16 protein-coding genes are annotated in these 20287 nt (G+C 55.2%); 5 read left to right on the plus strand and 11 right to left on the minus strand.

What is annotated here, in order from left to right; translation table 11 throughout:
* Window positions 1-318: 318 nt before the first annotated feature.
* Together CA54_RS04660 and CA54_RS04665 are read left to right on the plus strand one after the other, a co-directional pair.
* Window positions 319-765, plus strand: a complete 447-nt coding sequence (locus CA54_RS04660; RefSeq protein WP_146369682.1) for a hypothetical protein — start codon at window positions 319-321, stop codon at window positions 763-765.
* 20 nt (window positions 766-785) lie between these two features.
* Window positions 786-2546 carry a caspase family protein gene (locus CA54_RS04665; RefSeq protein ID WP_146369683.1) on the plus strand — a complete coding sequence of 587 codons (1761 nt, stop codon included), beginning with the start codon at window positions 786-788 and terminating at the stop codon, window positions 2544-2546.
* Window positions 2547-2602: 56 nt separating this feature from the next.
* On the opposite strand, the gene CA54_RS04670 is transcribed toward CA54_RS04665, so the two are convergent.
* The 9 genes from CA54_RS04670 to CA54_RS04710 all read right to left on the minus strand — a co-directional run bounded on the left by CA54_RS04670 (window position 2603) and on the right by CA54_RS04710 (window position 14794).
* Window positions 2603-5497: an NF038122 family metalloprotease gene (locus tag CA54_RS04670; RefSeq protein ID WP_146369684.1), complete on the minus strand. Its 2895-nt coding sequence runs from the start codon at window positions 5495-5497 to the stop codon at window positions 2603-2605.
* Between the two features lie 365 nt (window positions 5498-5862).
* Window positions 5863-6708, minus strand: coding sequence for an SMR family transporter (locus tag CA54_RS04675; RefSeq protein ID WP_197532206.1), 846 nt, complete (start codon window positions 6706-6708; stop codon window positions 5863-5865).
* Between the two features lie 137 nt (window positions 6709-6845).
* Window positions 6846-8444, minus strand: coding sequence for a sulfatase family protein (locus CA54_RS04680; protein WP_146369686.1), 1599 nt, complete (start codon window positions 8442-8444; stop codon window positions 6846-6848).
* Between the two features lie 38 nt (window positions 8445-8482).
* Window positions 8483-9793: a DUF58 domain-containing protein gene (locus CA54_RS04685; RefSeq protein WP_146369687.1), complete on the minus strand. Its 1311-nt coding sequence runs from the start codon at window positions 9791-9793 to the stop codon at window positions 8483-8485.
* Window positions 9790-10749, minus strand: coding sequence for an AAA family ATPase (locus CA54_RS04690; protein ID WP_145374457.1), 960 nt, complete (start codon window positions 10747-10749; stop codon window positions 9790-9792). Before CA54_RS04690 ends, CA54_RS04685 begins: the two co-directional genes overlap by 4 nt.
* A gap of 262 nt (window positions 10750-11011) precedes the next feature.
* Complete coding sequence (locus tag CA54_RS04695; protein WP_146369688.1) at window positions 11012-11839, minus strand: hypothetical protein; 828 nt, start codon at window positions 11837-11839, stop codon at window positions 11012-11014.
* Between the two features lie 528 nt (window positions 11840-12367).
* Window positions 12368-13480, minus strand: a complete 1113-nt coding sequence (locus CA54_RS04700) for a hypothetical protein (protein WP_146369689.1) — start codon at window positions 13478-13480, stop codon at window positions 12368-12370.
* The gene (locus tag CA54_RS04705) at window positions 13477-14013 is read right to left on the minus strand and encodes an anti-sigma factor family protein (protein ID WP_146369690.1); all 537 of its coding nucleotides are present in this window, start codon (window positions 14011-14013) and stop codon (window positions 13477-13479) included. Before CA54_RS04705 ends, CA54_RS04700 begins: the two co-directional genes overlap by 4 nt.
* 142 nt (window positions 14014-14155) lie before the next feature.
* On the minus strand, window positions 14156-14794 hold the full coding sequence (locus CA54_RS04710) for an RNA polymerase sigma factor (RefSeq protein ID WP_231962963.1): 639 nt from the start codon (window positions 14792-14794) through the stop codon (window positions 14156-14158).
* A 395-nt stretch (window positions 14795-15189) separates the two neighbouring features.
* Between CA54_RS04710 and eboE the strand changes: the two genes are divergently transcribed.
* Window positions 15190-16374, plus strand: coding sequence for a metabolite traffic protein EboE (gene eboE / locus CA54_RS04715; protein ID WP_146369691.1), 1185 nt, complete (start codon window positions 15190-15192; stop codon window positions 16372-16374).
* Here the strand turns inward: eboE and CA54_RS04720 are convergent.
* Window positions 16371-17105, minus strand: coding sequence for a polyprenol monophosphomannose synthase (locus tag CA54_RS04720; protein ID WP_146369692.1), 735 nt, complete (start codon window positions 17103-17105; stop codon window positions 16371-16373). The genes eboE and CA54_RS04720 overlap by 4 nt on opposite strands.
* Before the next feature lie 281 nt (window positions 17106-17386).
* Between CA54_RS04720 and CA54_RS04725 the strand changes: the two genes are divergently transcribed.
* Window positions 17387-18304 (plus strand): Kelch repeat-containing protein, encoded by a 918-nt coding sequence (locus CA54_RS04725; RefSeq protein WP_197532207.1) that lies wholly within the window; start codon window positions 17387-17389, stop codon window positions 18302-18304.
* On the opposite strand, the gene CA54_RS04730 is transcribed toward CA54_RS04725, so the two are convergent.
* Window positions 18301-19311, minus strand: coding sequence for a site-2 protease family protein (locus tag CA54_RS04730; protein ID WP_146369694.1), 1011 nt, complete (start codon window positions 19309-19311; stop codon window positions 18301-18303). The two genes, CA54_RS04725 and CA54_RS04730, sit on opposite strands and share 4 nt — an antisense overlap.
* Window positions 19312-19795: 484 nt before the next feature.
* Between CA54_RS04730 and CA54_RS04735 the strand changes: the two genes are divergently transcribed.
* Window positions 19796-20284, plus strand: a complete 489-nt coding sequence (locus CA54_RS04735) for a MarR family winged helix-turn-helix transcriptional regulator (protein WP_197532208.1) — start codon at window positions 19796-19798, stop codon at window positions 20282-20284.
* The last annotated feature ends 3 nt before the right edge of the window (window positions 20285-20287 follow it).

Genomic DNA, 20287 nt, shown 5'->3' on the forward strand with positions numbered 1-20287 from the left:
GAGGTGAACGCCCGTACCGCTGCTGCCGCAACGAAACCGGGCGAATGACCAAGTCGTCCATTCTAGAAAGGCGTTGGCTGGATGACAACGCCGGATGTTGGTGAATCGCGGTTGTCGCTACCGGAGTGTCAAACGGTCACGCTCCGACGTTCCACCAAGCCATTCGCTCCCCCGACTAGGAAATTATGGGGCTTCGGGGGATTTCGAAAAATTCGCCAATTCCAAAACAGGTGTGCCAGCTTGTTGGCACTCGGGATTGCTAGCGTGATTGTGCACTGCGGTCCGTCAGATAAGGCCCCACTTCAGGAAATGCTCCCTGTGCAAAATCCATTCGCCAAGAAATCACTCACCGAAGGTTATCAATTTCTCAAACATGCCAATCGGAGGTTACCGATGTCCACCGGTCTTCAGGACCCCCAACGACAACTGCAGAAGCTTTGGACATTCACCTTGTGGCTGGGAATCGCAGTACTCGTGCTTTTGATTCTGCTCATCGCCACCGCCATCGCGCCGTACATCCATTTTGGGACGACCGGCGATACGGACAAGCTTTTAGGCAAGCTCAATGAAATGGAAAAGTCCATCCAAGCCAATGCCACCGGCAAGCTAACGGCGCAACATTTCGACAAAGAGTTGAAGTCATTGAAATGCGAAGTGCGCGCGGTGAAACAATCCGTGTTGCAGGCGGAAAACGGAAAGCAACAACCAAAGGCAAAATGCGTCTGTGAGGAGAAAACACCGACGGTCAACTCCACGACTCCCTAAAAATAAGAAAGGTAGCTCAAATGGCTCGATCAATGACAACACAACAACGCGGTCCTCGAAAACGTGCGCTGCTGGTGGGCATCAATCAATATCCCACAGCGCCGCTCAAAGGCTGCGTGAACGATGCGTTGATGATGGGAAATCTGCTGATTACACATTTTGGATTCACCCCCGGCCCGGACATGCGGTTGCTCGTTGATCAGCGGGCCACCAAAAAAGCGATTTTGAAACGTCTGGAGTGGCTGGTCGAAGGCGCGCGGGCGGGGGACGTCTTGGTCTTTCATTACTCCGGACACGGCTCACAAGTGCCCGATCGCAACGGCGACGAATTGGACCATATCGACGAATGCCTAGTCCCTATTGACCATGATTGGGATGACCCGCTGCTCGACGACGACCTGGGAAACATCATTCGGTTGGTCCCCGACGGCGTGAACCTAACAATCATTCTGGACTGCTGCCATTCCGGGACCGGCACGAGGGAGTTTGGGCCTAACATTCCTGCAACTAAAAAACGGTTGCTGCCTCCGCCCGACATCCGATTTCGTGCGGTGAGTGGAATTACGATCGAGGATGGGTTCTCCGACGACTCAGTCACAATGACCTCCTTCCGCAATTTGAACGTCCGCCATTTTGGCCGAAGTGTCGAGGAACAACGAGGCATATTGATCACCGGTTGCCGGGACCATCAGCTCTCCAACGACGCTTTTATCGATGGCGATTATCACGGGGCGCTGACCTACGCGTTATTTCAATCGCTGGGAGATCATGGCACGGGACAATCTTATGCGCACTGGCATCGGTCAGCAGCGGCATTGATTCCCAGCTATCAAATCCGCAACCAGGATCCACAATTGGAATGCACTGGTGAATTGGCGAATTGGGGTCTGTTCTCGACGCAGCCCGCGTTCGTCGCACCCGCCGGTCGACGTCTTGATACGGGCAGGACGCATGTCGTCTATGTACACGGTATCTGCGATCACAAAGCGGGTTATTCGAACGGATGGTGGCGGGCGATGCGGCCCTATGTCCCGGACATCCCCGCAGATAATCGTCACGAAGTGTTGTGGAGCGACATTGTTACCCCCGCGGCGCGGGGCTTCATCTCGTCTCAGGATGAAAGCGACGTCAAGAAAATGATCACCGACACCCTGCACGACCGAGCGGTCCGTGCAGCGATGGATGACGCCCCGGGTGTCGAGGATGGCTGCTCGCCGAATTCAGGCGGCACGCGGGCGGTGCTGGGGATTCCCGGCGTCGATTGCATCGACGATTTTATGAAGTACCTGCTGATCAGCAATATCCGCCAACAAGTCATCGATAGCTTCACCGAGATCGTCGAGCCGTTGATTGATAAAGGGCATCGCCTGGAAATCATCAGCCACAGTTGGGGCACTGTGGTCGCCTATGAAGCGCTGCATCTGTTGGCAGAGAAGAATCGAATCCCGAAAGATGCAGTGCACAATCTGTTCACCGTCGGCAGCGCGCTGTCAATTGGTGCGGTGCGGCGACGTCTGATTGACCAAGCTGAAGCAGGCGAGAAACCGCGCTGCGTGGAACAGTGGATCAACCTGGACGCTAAAAACGACATCGTGGGGGGACCATTAAAAAACATCCCCTATGAGGTCGATTATGAGTACCTAAATCTGACCGCCGTGGGCTGTTGGCCGCCATTACTGAATTGGGCCTGCGCCCACAGTTCGTACTTCCACAGGGATAACAAGACCGTGCAACGGGACATCTTTGCCAAGCACATCAATGACGATTCGCTTGCCCCGTGACGAGCTGCCGATCACCCTGACCGGCAGCCGCTCACGATTCTGTGACGGCCCGCCGGTTAGCGGGCTCTGGCCAATAAGTCGAACAGGTCGTCTTCGTCGTCCAGCACGTTGGAGGCGAACACAAAATCGCTCCCCAGTCCGGAGTTAACATAGCTCGTACCGAAAGCAACGATAAAATCGTTCCCGGCAAACGTGAAGATGTAATTGAGACCACCGTCGTCGCGGAAGCTATCGTCTTGATCACCACCCAGAATCGTGTCGCTACCGATGCCCGCAGAGACCACGTTACTCCCGTCACCAACTTCAATATAGTTGTTGCCACCTAGGTCATTGATTTCATCCTGTCCCGATCCAGTAACGATCACATCATTCCCCTTGCGGGTATCGATGCTGTTCTTGCCATTGCCGGCATAGATCTCGTTGTTGCCGCCGAAGTCGATGATTTTATCGTCGCCGTAACCGGTCATCACGTAATCGTCACCGACATTGGTTTTGACCACGTTGTCGCCGTTGCCGACCGAGACATAGTTGTCTCCACCGTAGTTGTAAACGCGATCATTGCCGTCACGTCCGAGGATCGTGTCGTCGCCGTAATAGGTGTAGGAAACATTGTTGCCGCTGCCACCATCGAAGTAAACGTTATAGGTTCCACGATCACCGCGGAACCAATCGTCGCCTCCCATGCCAATGGCGTAGATCGTGCCGGGGACCGTGTGCACGCCCAACGAAATCCGGTTGCGGAAGATCTCCACGCGATCGGTACCGGCCAGAGTCACCACGCGGAATTCGTCCCGGGCGTTCGTGCCGGTCACGGCAAAATCGTCCCCTTGTTGCTGCACCGTGCCAATCCGGATGTTGCGAGCGTAGGACGTATTCAATCCGGTCTCGTTGCTCACAGCCGTCGCGGTGATCGTATATGTCCCGGTCTTGTTATAGATTTTACTGATCGACAATCCAGAGATGCCGGTCACAACCCGCGGCTTACTGCCATCGCCCCAATCGACGGTGTAGGTATATTGCTGATCCGTGACGGTCGGACCGTAGAGTTTCAGCGAAATCACACGTCGCTGTCCGACGACACCGTCGTAATCGCCACGAATCCGCAGCACCGCGGTATCCTCGCCATACACTCGCACGACATCGGTATCGTAAGCGCCTTCGCTGTCAATGACCTTTAGTCGCACCACAGCGTTGCTTTGCCCGTTTAAGTATGCGGCACTAAAGTCCGGACGCACACCAACAGCATCATCGTATTGGCCGTCGTTATCAAAGTCCCACAAATAGGTCAAAGAGCCGGCGGACTGCTCGACGTCAGAACTTCCACTAGCGTCAAGCTGGATCATGGCCCGATCCCCTAACACATAATCGTCGCCAATATCGGCGATGGGAGCGTCATTGACAGCGGCCACATCAACGCGGACGGCAATCGGCGGTGTTGAGACTGCTAACTGAAGGTCTTGTGCGCGAACAGTAAACGCGAGAAGTGCATCACCATTCGCATTCGCCGGAGGTGTCCATTCCAGCGACTCACCAGCAGAAAGCGTGGTGCCGGGAATGGCCAATGAACCGTTTTTAGTGAGTGTTCCGCCGAATGCGACCGAGTCGATGAAAAACGAAATGGGATCGCCTTCAGGATCCGAAGCATCCGAGGCTGCGAACAAGTCATCATACGTGATCGTCAGCGGGGTATCTTCGACTCCACCAGGGAGCGTGGCAATGGAAGTCAGCGCGGGCGGTTTATTGATGTTCCATCCGATGACATCAAAAGCCAAGATATCCAAGTCTGAAATCGTCATCAATCCGCCGGGAGGTTCCGCTGTCGGATCCATGATCCCGATTCCAAGATCGTCTTTCCAGTGGCTTGCCTGATAGCCATCTCCAAAAACCGAGCCGGTAGAAAACAACGCTAGGCTTGTCTGTCCGTTGTCGAGAGAAAAATACTTGAAACGCGCGTCGGCTGTCCAGTCGATGATCCCGCTTCCTTCGGCCGCGCTTTGCGTCGAATATCGAAATAGGTCCAATGGTGCGACATAAATGAATTCGTCATCCATGAAATCATCAGGGTTATAGTCCAAAGTGTCGACGCCGCTCACAAACCCTAAAGCATGGCCAATTTCGTGTGCGGCCACCCCCACAAAGTCGAGTTGAGTCGAGTTAATTCCGTCACGTTGATCGAAATCCCAACTGAATTCCGAGCTGAAAGTAATTGACGCATCGACAGCGGAATCGTTGGCAGCAAGGAGGCCGATCGCTTTGGCGGTTGCGGTATTGATGTCGATCGTCGAGTTATTTGCATCGCCGTCGTCGTCGACGAACGGAGTAGCCAGATCCGTTTCTGGCGAATTGCTGACATGATTGAGCAACATGTCAAAGGTGCTGCCCGTTGAGAGGGAAGCGACAGCTGCGTCGTCCTCTAGGGTCGTACGATCGTCGTCGAGCGCCATGTAAAAGTCCGAGTAGCTCGTGGAAATTGATGATGAGCTTGCTTGGCCAAGAACGTTTGGGGCTAACACGGAGAAGCCGATATCCAGGTTGATCGTCACGTCATCGGTGAAGATTTGTGACCACAGCAGCGCTGCATCCACAAATCCATCGATTGCACGCTGGTCCATGCCGGGATCGGAGATCAAATTAAATGTCACACCGCCGGGCGCTTGCACGATAATGGTGGTTGCCAGTGGATTCGCCACAGCGAAGGTATCAATTGAGATCTCTTCGTACGTGGTCCTAAAATCGCCGTACGTCGTCGACTGAATAATAACGTCGTCAGAATCAATCAGACTCGCACTCAGCAGCGTGCGGTCTTCCAGCGTTTCCAGTCCCAGCCGTATTTGCCCGCGACATGTACTGAATTCTCGCCAACTGCGCTGCTGCTTGGCAGTACGCGAATTTTGACCCACAAAACGTTGTGAACGCACCCAGGACGTAGAGAGTAGGGACCAAAGCGACATCTGTATGTTTCCTGGTTTTAAAAGAGTATCTTCGCTGGAATTCTACCGAGACGCGTGCAGGTATCAGCCAAGTGAGTCTTTCGCTTTGCCACACTGATGATCCATAATCACCAGTTTCGGGTCCACTCTGAATTCTCGGGTGAGTACCAATTTTTTTAACAATGAATACTGACGAACTGCAACCGCCCATTGGCCCTTGCGTCGGCGACGCAAAATTGACGATCCTTTCCAACATACCAAGGCCCCAATGGGAATTCCAGAAATATTACGCAGTTTTCCTAATTTCCTTAAACCAAGTACACATTGTCGTTTTTCGCCTATTTTTGAACGAACTTCCGCACGCGCAACGTTCACCAACAAGACAATCAAGCCGCTTTGACCAACACCAAACCTAATACGATCGCAGCAATCCCCCACGCCTTGGCGGCGGTGAAGCGTTCCTTCAAAACAATAAAACCAAGCGCTGCTCCAATGACCACGGCGAACTCCCGCACAGCGGCCACATAGCTGACATTGGCTCGTTGAAAGGCGAACAGGATCACCAAATAAGTGCCGACCGATCCGCTGCCAACCAGCAGGATGTAGCGTTTTTTGTGTTTCAGCGCGTCGCGGACTTCGTTGGGATATTTCCACAAAGCGGCCGGGGCGAACAGCACGGCGGAAATCAACCACAGCCCCACGCCATATACCACGGGATTGATTTGTCCCACCGCCCGTTTGTCGACAAGGGAGTACCCGGCAATGGCGGCGCCGGTGCAAAGCGCCATTACGATGCCCCGATTATTAGCGTGCACGTTTTTCCCGGACAGCCCCAACAGCAAAATCCCCGCACAGATGGTCGCAATGCCGGAAAATCCGGTCAGCGACAATTGTTCGCCCAGCAAGAAAAAGGCCAAAACAGCTGTTCCCGCAACGCCGGTCCCACGCGCAATGGGATAGACCAATGAAATGTCGCCGTGCCGGTAGGCCTGTGCCAGCATCCAAAAATAGACCGCATGCAGGATTCCGGTCGGGAGGCAAATCCACGCCAAATCAAGCAGAGAAGTCTCCGCTGACATTTGCGCAATCGCAAACGGCAGGCATATCAAACAGCCGACGAACTGCCCAAACCACATCACGCCGACATTGCCCGAGACACGCCGCGCGCCGAAATTCCAAGCGGCATGAAAAACAGCGGCCAACAGGACTTGCAGAAAGACATCAAACGGCACGGCTGTTTCAGGTCCTGTTGTTGGAATCGTTTGGCAAGCTTCAGTCGACCGGTTCTGTTTCAAATAGTGGGGACATCACCCGGTGGACGGTCCTCACCCCCGGCCCCTTTCTCGGAGGGAGAGGGGAGAATAGTGCGTTACACCATCCACTTTTTCGCGATCTGATCGGTTTCAGTTGAGGTAATCAGCCAATCAAGTATGCGGCCTTTCAATTCGGCGACCGTTGTTGCGCGGGCCGGGTCGTTGGCGAGGTTGTGTTGTTCGTGCGGGTCGTTTTTCAGATCATACAATTCAGCGAACCCTTCGGGATAGTAGTTGTACTTCCAGCGGTCGGTGCGGATCATCTTGGCGTCGGGATGACGAATGCCTTTGATTCCCTGCCCCGGCACGAACTCAAAATCCATACTTCCGCCGGTGATCACTTCAGGAATGATGTTCTCACTGTGTACCGCATCTCGCGGCGTATAATCCCCCGCTCCTCCGGCGATCAACGGCGAGAGGCTGCGGCCGTGGCAATCTTCGGGTATCGGTAAGCCGCACAATTCCATCAATGTGGGGAGCACGTCGATGGTTTCCACCAGTTCGTCGAATTGTCCCGGCTGAATGCTGCCCGGCAGACGCAACATCAAGGGCACGCGGACCGAGGCTTCGAAAAAGACGTTCTTGCCCATCAAGCCATGTTCGAGCAATTGGTCACCATGATCCGAGGCGAAAACCACAATCGTGTTCTCCGCTTGCCCGGTCTCTTCCAACGTCTGCAAAATCCGGCCCACCTCGCGGTCGATGTGCGTAATCGATGCGTAATAGCTGCGGTAAATCCAATTCAACTTCGCACGATCCATGTCATACGGCGGATTGTTGCCGCGTAGAATCAGCTTTTGCAGCGGCAACGGCAGTCGCTCGATATCCTCCAACGATTTCGGCCGGGGTAACTCAAATTCGACGTCGTTATACAAACTGTCAAACGGAACCGGCACTTCGAAGGGGGAGTGCGGCTTCCAAAAAGAGGAATACAAAAAGAAAGGTTGCTCCGCTTTCGCCATTTGCCGCAATGCCGCTCGTGTCCGTTCGCCAGTCCAGGTCGTGTCGGTGAATTGTTCGTCAATAGCTGAGCGAAAGGGATTGGTGCCCGGTTTGAGGTTGGCGGCTAAGTCAGGAACGTCCTTGGCGAGATCACGATAATAAACATCGCGGCGCGGATCATGTTTGTTCCGCCAGGTGGCATAGTCCGACCAGCGATCAGTGCGGTGCGTCCCGTCATGCAGTTCGACGATATCAAAGCCGGTCTTCTGTGCATTTTCGGCCGAGGGCGGGTGGTAATAAAACAGATGCAGCTTGCCGATCAGCGCCGTCTGAAACCCCGCTTCGCGCAGCCGCGCCGGCAGCAGAACGGTGCGGCGGTCGATCGGTGTATAGTTCACGCGATTGCGATGGGCATGCGCATAACGACCGGTAAAAAACGAAGCCCGCGCGGGAACGCAAACCGGAGCTTGCACAAACGCGCGGGAAAAATTCGCCGACTGAGCGGCCAAAGCATCCAGGTACGGCGTCTTGATAATGCCGTTGCCGTTGGCAGCAACGCAATCAAAGCGCTGTTGATCCGTCATGATAAACAGCACATTCGGCCGCCGCGACGGTTTCTGATCAGCCGCCGATAACTCCCCCGCCGCCGCCAACGCACCAGTGGTCACGGCCGATTGCTGAAGGAATGAGCGACGTGAGACGGAGTTAGGCATGGAAGATCCTTAGATTAGCAATGTCTTGCTCAGGTTATTTACAACAAATGCCGCGCCTTGATCTCCAGGTACTGGCTGATCAAATCGGCTGAGAGGTCTTCCGGTAGGGAATCGACCGCGTATTGGCCATGTTCTTGCAGTTCGGCGATTTGTGTGGTTTGGGCGGAGACCATTTCGGCAGCGGCGGCGACTTGGAAGGCTTCGACGTCGGTTTCCGGCACGGTGTTCAGGCGTTCGTGCAGCGGGACGTTTCGCAAAAAAGCCCCCAGCACCAGGTGCGGCGCGCGGAGTTGTCGCATGTGCGTGCTGATGGTCGTGAGGTGCAATTCGTCCAGGGCGTGTGAAATCAGAATCACCAGCGACCGTTTGCGAAACCGTCGTCGCACCTCCTCGACCATCAAGTCGTAATCTGACGCTTCGTATTGCGGTTCGAGATCGTAGACGCTGCGAATCAATGTTTGCACCGAACCCGCGCCGCGCATGGGACGAACGAAACGGTCGATCTTGTTCGAAAACGCCATCAGCCCCACATAGTCCCCTTGCCGCAGCGCGATGTAACTGAGGATGATTGCCGCATTCAATCCGCGATCTAAATGCGTAATGCCGTCCACCTCGTTGCACATCGAGCGTCCCGCATCGAGCAGGATCAAGATGTTCTGATTGCGCTCGATGGTGTATTCGCGGCTGATTAACTTCTGATGCTTAGCTGTCGCCTTCCAGTCGATTTGCCGGTATTCGTCTTCGCGGCGAAATTCGCGAAGTCGTTCGAATTCGCTACCGCGCCCCATCAAGCGGGACATGCGCAGCCCTAATTCCGAAACGCGATTTCGCCGCGCGAGCAACTCCATGGCGTGCACAGCTTGGATGTCGGGATAAATGCGGACAGCCGATTTAATCTCCAACTCGTGGTGCAAAGACCACAACAACAAATTGCTTCGCGAGCGGAGGTAGACCTTGCCGAACTGATTGGTGCCGCGATGATGCGGCCGCGTGTGATAGACGCGATACCGCGCGCGGCCGGGGGGCAATTCGATTTCAAACGGCAGCCCTTCGGAGGCACACGGAGCGGGAGGTTCGTCATCGAATTCAATCGTGATTGGTCCGCCATTACGGTTGGTGAACCAGATTTTCACGGCGTTCCGCGCACCGATACTCATGACATCCCCCACTTCACGTTGGACCTCAACCAGCGTCGGGGTGGGGGAAATCGCCAAATCAGCGACGGCCACCGCAATGATCAACAAGCTCAGTACCGCGCCGACGGGACCGATGAATGGAATGAACACCCCGGCGACTAACGGAATTCCCGCAGCAACAAACAGCCACATCATCAGTCGGCGGGGCGTCATTGGCGGGGCGCCTCCACGGTATCGAGCACTTCACGAATCACATCGTCGGCCAGTACACCTTCGATCTCCGCATCGGGCCGCAACCGCAACCGGTGCCGCAACACCCAAGGGGCCAGTTCTTTCACATCGTCGGGAACAACAAAATCGCGACCACGGCAGGCCGCCATCGCGCGGGCGGCTAATAGAATATGCACACCAGCCCGCGGACTGGCCCCCACGGAAATCGTATGCCACGCGCGGGTCTTGGCAATCACGTCGCTAATATAATTGACGATCGATGGCTCGATGATGATTTTGACAATCGCCTCTTGGATCGCCACCACATCATCGCCCGTCATCACGGGCTGTAGGTCGAATTGCGTGAGATCACGGTTATCGCGGCCTTCGGCATAGTGCGTTAAGATCCGCCGTTCTTGCTCGATTACCGGATAATCGATAAGCAGCTTGAACATAAACCGATCCAACTGCGCTTCGGGCAGCGGATAAGTTCCTTCTTGCTCCAATGGGTTTTGCGTGGCAATCGTGATGTAGGGCCGCGCGAGCGGATAGGACTTGCCATCGACGGTGACTTGCCGTTCCTGCATCGCTTCCAGCAATGCCGACTGGGTCTTGGCCGGCGCGCGGTTGATTTCATCCGCCAACAGCAGATTGGTAAAAATCGGGCCGGGGTTGAAAGTGAATTGTTGTTCCTGCGCGTTGTAGATCGAATGGCCCGTCAAATCCGAGGGCATCAGATCCGGGGTGAATTGGATGCGGCCAAAGTCACAGGTCAGTGCGCGGCTGAGCGTATTAACGAATAGCGTCTTGCCCAAACCCGGTACGCCTTCGATGAGGACGTTCCCTTCGCAAAACAGCGCCACGAGCGTCGCTTCGACCAATTCCTCCTGCCCCACGACCACCTTACCGATTTCGGCAACGGCTTTTTCAAAGAGGCTTGCAATCTGTGCCAATTCCATGCGCGGGGGGATTCCTTACGAGGCCTTGCGGATATCACATCAAGTTTTTCGAGTCCCTATCGTAACGGTGCACCCGCTGTCGGATCAATCGTTGATGTGGGGAATCGATTGTCTTCGCAGGGTTACTCTGAGTCCGTCAGTTGAATTTCCCCACTAAGATATGAAGGTCTCTTTCAGCTTGACAGTATTACCCACAACAAAAAACCCGTACGAGCGTCTGTTACGCCCGCACGGGTTTATTATCAAAGGTTGCTGTTTAGAATCAGTTGCTGAACACACCCGTCGCGTACCAATGGCCGCTAGGAGCGCGTTTCATGTCCATGCCGAACTTGGCGTGACGGCCGGTGAGAATACTCCAATGCGGCGAGGAGCCTTGCCACATACGGATGAACGACTTGGCCGTGTCGACAATCGTGGCACCCTCTCCGTTATTGGCGACAATCTCCATGCCGCCGAATGACGAATGGTGCATCGAATTCCAACTGCACATCGTGCCGCAATGTTTGTGCGAAAAATCGAGCAAGTTGGGCGTCGCTTCACCTTGTGCGCCGGCCGGCTTGTAGGGGTTGATCCTGGCGGCATAAATCAAAGACCGCTGCGTGATCGTACCCCGTGGAAGTTCCAAGACCGTTTTTGTCGACGAGGCAGTCAGATGCCGTCCCCGCGTAAAGGGGTGCGCCGAAACAACCTTGCTGTGCAACGCACTGCCGGATTCGACCAAGTCCACAACGGCGATTCCCTGCCGCTTCTGTTGGTGCTGAAACGCCTCGTAATCCATCAACCGCTCTTGGGTTTCATGGATGGAGTAGTCGACCGGAATCACGGCCAACACCATTTCACGCAACGGCTTTTGTAGCGTTTCGTCGGTGAGCACGGTCAGCTCATAGCTGTCGGCCGCTTCGCTATCTTGTTCGTCGCGAAAGAAAAGAAACAGCTGCTTTTTTTGCTGTTCTGCTTCACGGTAGGCGGTGAAATAGTTGTCATGCCAAACCAACGGTTCCTCGGCAACAGCCTGTTGCGGAGCAACGGTGAAACAGCAGCCGGCCAACACGGCCGTAACGGTAACCATACGAGTGAGAGTGTGAATCATCAGATTGCAATCCTCCATAAAATGCGGTCGTTCACAAAAAACCTAAAGATGTCGTTCCTTGACGGACCTCGACGATACGGCAATGTTGCGCGGGTCGCGCAGTTCAGCGGGAGTAGGCGCACTGATGGCGACTGGGGAACTTCCCGAGAATGCTTTGCGGATTCGTGACTGCTACGAGCAGTACACAAACCATCGCAGGCAAAAGCCGTCCGCTGACGTGAACGCGTCCGTCAGATTTCGATTCCTCGTGCGGCAATGAATTCGCCGCACGGACCGGTCATCGCTGAGATCCTTCAGCTGTTCGGGATTCTGGCGAACTCCACTGCGTTCTGTCAACCGTGCCCCGCCCGGATGGTGTCTGAGCACCAGAAAAGGTGACAACAACAACCGGAACGCCCCCACCCAAGACGTGACGGACAGGGAGTTTGGACGCGAATTGCTCGTAAGAATTGCGTCGGGAATTTTCCGAAAAAGCGGAGGAAGGAGAAGTCCCCACGGGCGATCACCTGGCGGATTGCAGGCCGCGAATCAATTTCGGCCACGCGGCCCATTCGGGGGCGGGCGGCGAGACCCTGGAGCCGGCTGGCGACGATCATTCGGTCGGCCGGGCGCGCCTTTCGGACCTCCACGACGGCCCCGTTCGCGCGGCCCGCGGGACCGGAACAGCTCCGATGGGTCCTTCGGGTATCGATCTTCGTGCTCATGCACAAACTTGCGACTGAGGTGCCGCATGAAATCGTCGGTCGAATACCAGATCAATTTTCCTTGCTCGGCATCGGACAGCTGGACGAAATACTCCATCAGTTCCTTTTCGTCTGGCAAGTCCTGTTTGATATCTTCATGGTAGGCCTCGCGCAGACTGTCACCCAATATCCACATTAAACTCGGCCGTGGTGTGGACCGTTCTCTGTCGCCTCTTTTCCCTAACATTCTGCGAATGCCGGGATTGGTGATCGCCTCCAAGAACCGCTCGTCTTCAAAAAATTCCCACAGGCGCTTGCGCGATTTCATGTCCGGACCACGGGGGGTGTCGCCGGACGCTTTGAGCAGAATCGACATCACGGAGTAATACCGCCTATAACCGACCAGCTCCCCAATTTCATCCAACTGATCAGCCGCTGAGGAGTCCTCTTCGCGCAGCTTAAATTCGACCAACTCCATGACGTTTGCTAGATCCTGAGAAGAAAGTCGTCTGCGGCGACCGCGACCTTCTCTTCCCCAGGAGTTCTCGCCGTCGGCCTGCTGTTCCTCTTCCATCGTCTTTTGGATAGCGAGAACCAATGCCAACTTGTCTTGCACATTGGTTTGCTCGCGCAGTTCGATCCGCCGGCGGGATCCGACATCGGAATACCACGCGTAGTAGTTTTGACTAATCTGCTTGAGACGTTCAGCCTTGCCACGTTGCTGTAGATAGGCGTGCATCTCCCGCAATTTTTGTTGTTCCTTCGCCGGTTTCCGGTAAAACGACTGAAAGTCCTTCTCCAACCGGCCATGCTCAGTCGATGTCAACTGCTTCATCCGCTTAACGGAAAGGGTCGCCTCGCGGTCGGAACGTACGATCGCTGCCGCGGCTTGATAAGCCGCCAAGCCCACCAAACCGAACGACACGATTCCTACCAGCACGATCACTTTACGATTCATCTTGCACCCGTTCCCGCGGTCTCGGAATCAGAACCATCGCCATTGTTCCCCTCATCGAACAGATGGTTTTTCTTCAGTTCTTCGAGGAATTCCAAACTGCCCACGGCTTCGTACTGATCCAGTTGTTCCACAACGGGAAAATCCCGAATCATGCGTTGGCCTTCACTGGGAATTGTATACACAGCGGCATAGACGCCGCCGACCACAGCGACGATGAGAACTCCCAGCCAAATCGCCGAGACCAAACCCCGCCGCAGCCAAATGCGCCATTGTGCCGATGTTTGTGCTTTGTCGACCTCTACGGCGCGAAGACGTGAAACGGTCCGTTGCGTGAATTCTTCACCGGGATCAACGCGCGGTAGATGGTCCAGCAGATCCCAGGCACGCGACAGCATCTCGATGTCGCGACGCGCAGCGGGACTGCCCGCGAGCGTCTCTTCGATCGAGCGCGTTTCGGCTTCGTCCAATTCGCCGTCTAAATAGGCGACCAAATTGGCTCGTTGCTCAACAGTTAATCGGGTGGCTTTTCCCATCAATCCGGCCGCGACGGGCCTCCTCGTTTTTCGATGCACGGCGTTTTGCCGCAATGCGTTTTGGTTGTTTCAGCTCGTCTTACGCTCTGTTTTTTATTGCTATGGTTTGTAATGACACCGTCGTTTTAACATGTTCGACCTTTCAACTGATTGGCCGCACATGCGCTGTCAGTGATTCACGAAGATTGTCCCGCGCTCGCGACAAGAGCGACTTCACAGCTGCGGGGCTTAAGTCCATCGCTTCGCCGATATCGGCGTAACTCATCTCTTCAAATTTATGGAGCAGGACCGCCAAGCGTTGCCGTTCGCCCAAGGTGGACAGGGCGCTGCGAACGACATCGCAGGACTCGCGGCTATCCGCTTGCCGCGTGGGCATCAACGCCGATTTGTCCGGAACCATCTGTTCGCGCGGCGTCGATTCCATCGATCCCGAATTGTTTGCACTCAGTGAGACTTCTTTGCGGCGGCTAAAACTCCGACGCGAATTACTCGCCAAATTGTTGGCAATACGATACAGCCAGGTCGAAAATTTCGCCGTCGGTTCGTACCCGTTGCGAGCTTGATAGATCCGCAAAAAACACTCCTGTGCCAAATCTTCGGCCGTCTCCCGATTTCCCAACATGTTGTAGAAGATACTCACCAACCGCGATTGATAATTTGCAACCAACTCCGTAAACGCAGCTTCATCCCCTCCCTTGACCCGCAGCATCAGCCGCACGTCAGGATCGCGAATCGCCGAATTCTCGCCGGCTTTCGATTTCGTTTTCGTTGCGTTACTCAACGGTCATTCATTTCACTCTGATCGAGGATGTGTCTCCAGGCACTTGAAATCCACACCCGTGCACTAATAAACCCCGCATGCCCCAAAAGGTTTCTGCAAAATTCACACAAAACCACCCACCCGCCCCATCTGAGGAGGGTGGCGTCCATTGTAACATTCGATTTGCCGACCGCCTAATCGCGGCCGCTGATTTTGAATATGAAGCAGAGGGATAAACGACAGAAAACCCAATATTGCCAAGCCTTTCCGTCAAATGTCATGGCTGCTGCCTCTATTATCACGATGGCTTTCGCTTCGGCAAGCGGGTAGGATGGGAACAACAGCCACCGCCGGACGCCATTGCCTTGCTCCGCACCCAAACATTCCGGCGATCCCGCCTTAGATTTCACTCCGTCATGACGATCTCTCAGTTACCGCTTAGTTATTGCACAAACGTCCATATTGGCCGCTCGATTGCGGAAGTGAATCGGGGACTGGACGAAATCACCTGCCACGTGCGGGACCAATTCCAACACCCACTAGCCGCCGGATTGTGGCTGGCACAACCAGTGATCGAAGAATTGAACGCCACAGACGGCGCAGTGCAGCAGTTTGTCGAGGGTATGCAAAATCGCGGGCTGACCTGCCATTCGCTCAACGCCTTTCCGTATGGCGATTTTCATAGCGAACGCGTCAAGGAAAATGTGTATCTTCCCGATTGGTCACAACCCGAGCGTTTGGAATACACGGTTGCTTGCGCCGAAGTCTTGGCGAAACTTTTGCCCGATGGTGTTGCCGGAAGTATTTCCACGGTTCCGCTTGGCTTCAAAGGATTCCAGCATCCTGAGACCTTCTTGGACGAATGCCTGGATCAATTGTTGGAATTCGCCCGGCAGATGGACCTGTTGTACGAGCGGACCGGAAAAATCATTCGACTGGCCATTGAACCGGAACCATTTTGCTTGGTGGAAACCACCGCCGAAGCGGTCGAATTTTTCCAACGACTGTGGGATCGCGCCGACACGGCTCTCATCGGCGATGCCGCCCGGCAGCATCTGGGGCTGTGTTATGATGTCTGCCATCAGGCAGTCGAGTTTGAAGACATTCCCTGCTCGATTCAAGCCCTCGACAAAGCAGGCATCCGCATCAACAAATTGCACATTTCCTGTGCCATCCAACTCGATGCTCCCGCGGAAAACGAAGAGGGACGCCGCGCGTTAGCTGCCTATGTGGAACCGCGGTACCTGCATCAAACCATGGCGCTGACTTCAAACGGGCAGGTGCTGCATCACATCGACCTGAACCGGGAATTGGCACTCGAACCGGCACCCGATTTTCTGGCAGCCCAGCAATGGCGGGTCCATTTTCATGTCCCGGTCGATGCCGAGATGCTGGGACCGCTCAAGACCACCCGCGATGAACTACGGCAGGCCATCGCCGCCGTCAGCCAACTCGATTACGCGCCGCACCTGGAAGTCGAAACTTACACTTGGGAAGTCTTGCCCGACATGGCACAACAACCGCGGACTCCGAATCGGCTGATCGACGGTCTCGTCCGCGAGTTGGTCGGGACGCGCGAATTGATTGAGGCGGTTTCTTAAGCCGGGGTCACCGGCACGCCGCGTAGTCGGTCGATTGCTAACAGGAAAATCACACCCACAGCAGCGAAGGCCTCGCCCATGTTGATTTTCGAACTCCCATAACGACGGTCCTCAAATACAACCGGCGTCTCCACAAACCGACAACCAATCCGGCGGAGTCGATACAGAATCTCTTCCTGAAACGCGTAGCCGGTCGCGCGGATCGCGCTGAAGTCCAACTCCCGCAATTTTGCCACGCGATAACAGCGAAACGCGCCGCTATTGTCGCTGGTGCTCAAACCCAGTAATAACCGCGCATACAGGTTCACACCGCGGCTCATGAAGTGCCGTTTGAAGCCCCAGCCGACAATGTCCCCGCCCGAGACGTACCGCGAACCAATCGTCACGTCCGCCTCCGGCATACAGCCCAGCAGTTCGGGAATATACCGGGGGTGATGGCTGAAATCGGCGTCCATGTTCAGCAGATAGGTGTAGTCGGCAGCCATCGCAAATTCAAACGCCGCCAAAGTTGCTGAACCGAGCCCCAGTTTTCCTGCGCGATGTTCGACATGAATGCGGGAATCCGCCGCAGCAAGTTCGTCGGCCAAGTCGCCCGTCCCATCGGGGGAGTTGTCATCCACCACGACCACGTCGGCTTGCGGCGCATGCTCGTGAATCTCGGCAATGAGATCCGCGAGATTTTCGCGCTCGTTATACGTGCACAACGAAATCAATAGCCGGTCGTCGGTCATCAGTCCCACACACTACAAGTCGTTTCAAAACCCTCTGACGCGTCCCGCTGCCACTCATCGGCAAGTTTTCGGAACAACGCAATCGGGTTTTTGAAACTGGTTCTAGGAGTCATTTGTGTCGAATTCCATTTCGAGAACAGAATTCAATATCATAGGCACAACTTCCGAGGCTACCACACAAAACCCAGATTCGGTAACAGCCACATTGCGGTCCCGGCCGAGAAATACGAAGATAACGAAAAATTCGCCCTACAACTCATAATATCGAGGCAAGTCAACTCGTGACTCTTCATTATCCGGAACTCCCGGAAGGCATAACCAGTTTTGGTGCAACCGTCTGCGACGGCGCAGCCTATCTCTACGGCGGGCATTGCGGCCGCGCTCACGAGTATTATCAAGCCGGACAGTCCAACCAATTACGGCGCATCGCGTTGGATCAGCCCGCAGCCTGGGAAGAGTTACCGCCCGGACCGCGGTTGCAAGGTTTGGCGTTGGCGTCGCACGCCAGCCAGCTCTACCGTATCGGCGGATTCGCTGCGCGGAATCAACAAGGCGAGCCGAACGATCTTTGGTCGGTCACGGATTGCGCCCGATTCGACCTCGCGGCCGGCAAGTGGGAAGCGCTGCCCGCCTTGCGCACACCACGGTCGTCGCACGACGCGATTGTTGTGGGAGATCAACTGTACGTCGTCGGCGGTTGGACGCTGTCCGGTGAGGAAGAATCCTCCTGGCAAACAACGGCCCTGGTGGCCGATTTAACCGCGGACTCCTTTGCTTGGCGAGAACTTCCCACGCCCCCTTTCGAGCGCCGCGCGTTGGCGACGGCTGCTTTTGACGGCAAACTCTATGTCATCGGCGGCATGCAAAACCGTGGCGGCCCCACTGGTGCGGTCGATGTGTTTGATCCGGCAACACAAACATGGTCCTCCGGCCCCGCGCTCGATGGTGCGGCTGACGAAGGTTTTGGCGCAGCCGCGTGTGCTGTCGGCGGGTCGCTGTATGTCAGCACCGTCCAAGGACATCTTCAACGCATGGACCTAGAGACCAACACCTGGAGCACCGTTCAGCAACTCCCCACTTCGCGATTTTTCCACCGCATGCTACCGGTCGGCGATGACCGATTGCTAATCGTCGGCGGGGCGAATATGGACACGGGACGGTTTCGGCAGGTCGATCTTGTTGAAATCGCGCAGGCCTAACCTGGGCTTTGATCTTTGTCCTTGTACCGAGAACTGGCCCGTTTCAATTGCCGTTTTTCGGATTCGGTGAGCGACTCCATCCCTTTGTCATGCAGCTTGGCGAGAATGGCGTCGACCTTCAGTTCGTTTTCGCGGGCTTCGATTTCAAGGCGTCGCCGTTTTTCGGTTGCGCGTTTGTTGCGCCAACGGGCGATCAATCCCGGTTGGCGTTGCGGCGTTCCCTCTTCGGTCCGCTCCAGGCTGGTGTAGCCTTGCGAGAAATCGTAACCCATAAACGAGTCTTCATAATACTCGCCCATTTTCATTCGCTGCATGTCCAAAAACGCAGTCAGAAAGAACAAGAACGCGAGACTCATCACCAACACGTGGTTATTGATAATGGCGACCAGAAATACCAACAACGCGACCGCAAAGCCGACCTTAACCGACCAATCCATCCCGCGCGAATTGCCCATGTTGGCCATGAGCGTCGTCCGCAACATTTGCCCCCCATCCAACGGACAAGCGGGCAGCAGGTTGAGCATCAACAAAGCAAAATTCATGTGAAAGCCCAACAACACAACATTGTCGAGCATGTTTCCAGCTGCGAAAGTCTCCCGGGTGATTGGCGCGACCAACGGAATGAACGCGTTATTCAAATAGGGTGAGTGGTACACAAACGGCGCCAACAGTAAACAAATCGCCAAGTTGACCGCCGGTCCTGCTGCCGTTGCGATCAATTTGCCGCGGGTATTGTTGGCTGGGGACAATTGAGCCAGCCCGCCCAAGGGCCAGATCAAGATCTCGTCCCCAAACCCCCCGGTGATTCGCGCCCCAAAAATGTGCCCGAACTCATGCAACAGCACGCTCACGAACAGCAGGCCCGAAAGCATACCCCCCATGGCAGGCCCGAAGAGCCACAAGAAATAGAAAATCGCCAGCGGGAATAACACGCTCACGTACACGCGGACCGAAAACCACGTGCCGATGCTGAATTTCCAACCGAATGGAGTGAGTGAGTTATTCATCAATTGTTTGCTACAGGAAACTCGGGCTGCTACAGGAATCTCGCACTGAAATTAGGCGCCCATGTCGAAATCATGGCAGGTGGTGCTTTCGTCGCAGCGCGGCGCAATAAGTCATTATACCCCAAACCACTGTGACCGGAAACTGCGAAGTTGTTGTCGCCTCAGGACACTCGCAGCCCAGCATAGCGGGGCTGGAACCTTCTGAGCAACGCTTATTGGTCCCTCAATCGCCTATTTGTGCCCCGCCCACCAACAACCGGTTGTTGGGAATGCGTAAATTGTAACGATTCTATCGAAAAAAAGGTTCAGTCACGAACGATTCGTAACCGAAAGATTTGATAGCTAACGAAATCCGTTCCCGCTGTCTCAAAACGATCGTTTCGCGATGGATCAACAGTCCTTACCCAGGCCAATTCCAGACTGCTCCGAAAAAGACAATGGTGACTCGCCATCGGTGTCGTCTCCCGGCACGTCTTGCGAACTGATGATGACTGTCCTGCAACTCGCCGAAGCCTGGCGTACGCAGTTGACGACAGACTTCGCCCAATGCCGACTCAATGACGCCCGTTTCGCCGTGTTGCAAGCCATCGAAGAGGCAGACCCTACCGGCTGTTCTCAAAAAGAATTGGCCCGACAGTTGCGCAACTCCGAATCGAACATCAGCACCCTCCTCGATCGCATGGTGACTGACGGATTGGTTGAACGCCGCCGCTCACAATCCGATCGCCGCAAAAGCCTGATTCGACTCTCCGAAAAAGGGGCCGCGCGGTTGAACCAAGCTCGGGACGTTTACCATCGCTCGGCCGGAGATTTGCTGGCCGATTGGCCGCTGTCCCAATGCCGGAATTTGACCGATCAACTCAGGCAACTCCACGGCGTTCTCGATTCCGCTGACGGGAGTCCGCGCCACAACGAATCGACAATGAACAGTCAAGCTTCCACCAGCCCAACGCTCGCAACGCCACTGTTTTAGCCG

This window comes from Symmachiella macrocystis (assembly GCF_007860075.1).
Classification (GTDB): domain Bacteria; phylum Planctomycetota; class Planctomycetia; order Planctomycetales; family Planctomycetaceae; genus Symmachiella; species Symmachiella macrocystis.

What these genes read in the sequence shown, in the direction of transcription:
- CA54_RS04665 (WP_146369683.1), top strand. Translation starts at nt 786, where the DNA reads ATGGCTCGATCAATGACAACACAACAACGCGGTCCTCGAAAACGTGCG.
- CA54_RS04670 (WP_146369684.1), bottom strand. Translation starts at nt 5,497, where the DNA reads ATGTCGCTTTGGTCCCTACTCTCTACGTCCTGGGTGCGTTCACAACGT.
- CA54_RS04680 (WP_146369686.1), bottom strand. Translation starts at nt 8,444, where the DNA reads ATGCCTAACTCCGTCTCACGTCGCTCATTCCTTCAGCAATCGGCCGTG.
- CA54_RS04685 (WP_146369687.1), bottom strand. Translation starts at nt 9,793, where the DNA reads ATGACGCCCCGCCGACTGATGATGTGGCTGTTTGTTGCTGCGGGAATT.
- CA54_RS04690 (WP_145374457.1), bottom strand. Translation starts at nt 10,749, where the DNA reads ATGGAATTGGCACAGATTGCAAGCCTCTTTGAAAAAGCCGTTGCCGAA.
- CA54_RS04695 (WP_146369688.1), bottom strand. Translation starts at nt 11,839, where the DNA reads ATGATTCACACTCTCACTCGTATGGTTACCGTTACGGCCGTGTTGGCC.
- CA54_RS04700 (WP_146369689.1), bottom strand. Translation starts at nt 13,480, where the DNA reads ATGAATCGTAAAGTGATCGTGCTGGTAGGAATCGTGTCGTTCGGTTTG.
- CA54_RS04705 (WP_146369690.1), bottom strand. Translation starts at nt 14,013, where the DNA reads ATGGGAAAAGCCACCCGATTAACTGTTGAGCAACGAGCCAATTTGGTC.
- eboE (WP_146369691.1), top strand. Translation starts at nt 15,190, where the DNA reads ATGACGATCTCTCAGTTACCGCTTAGTTATTGCACAAACGTCCATATT.
- CA54_RS04720 (WP_146369692.1), bottom strand. Translation starts at nt 17,105, where the DNA reads ATGACCGACGACCGGCTATTGATTTCGTTGTGCACGTATAACGAGCGC.
- CA54_RS04730 (WP_146369694.1), bottom strand. Translation starts at nt 19,311, where the DNA reads ATGAATAACTCACTCACTCCATTCGGTTGGAAATTCAGCATCGGCACG.
- CA54_RS04735 (WP_197532208.1), top strand. Translation starts at nt 19,796, where the DNA reads ATGATGACTGTCCTGCAACTCGCCGAAGCCTGGCGTACGCAGTTGACG.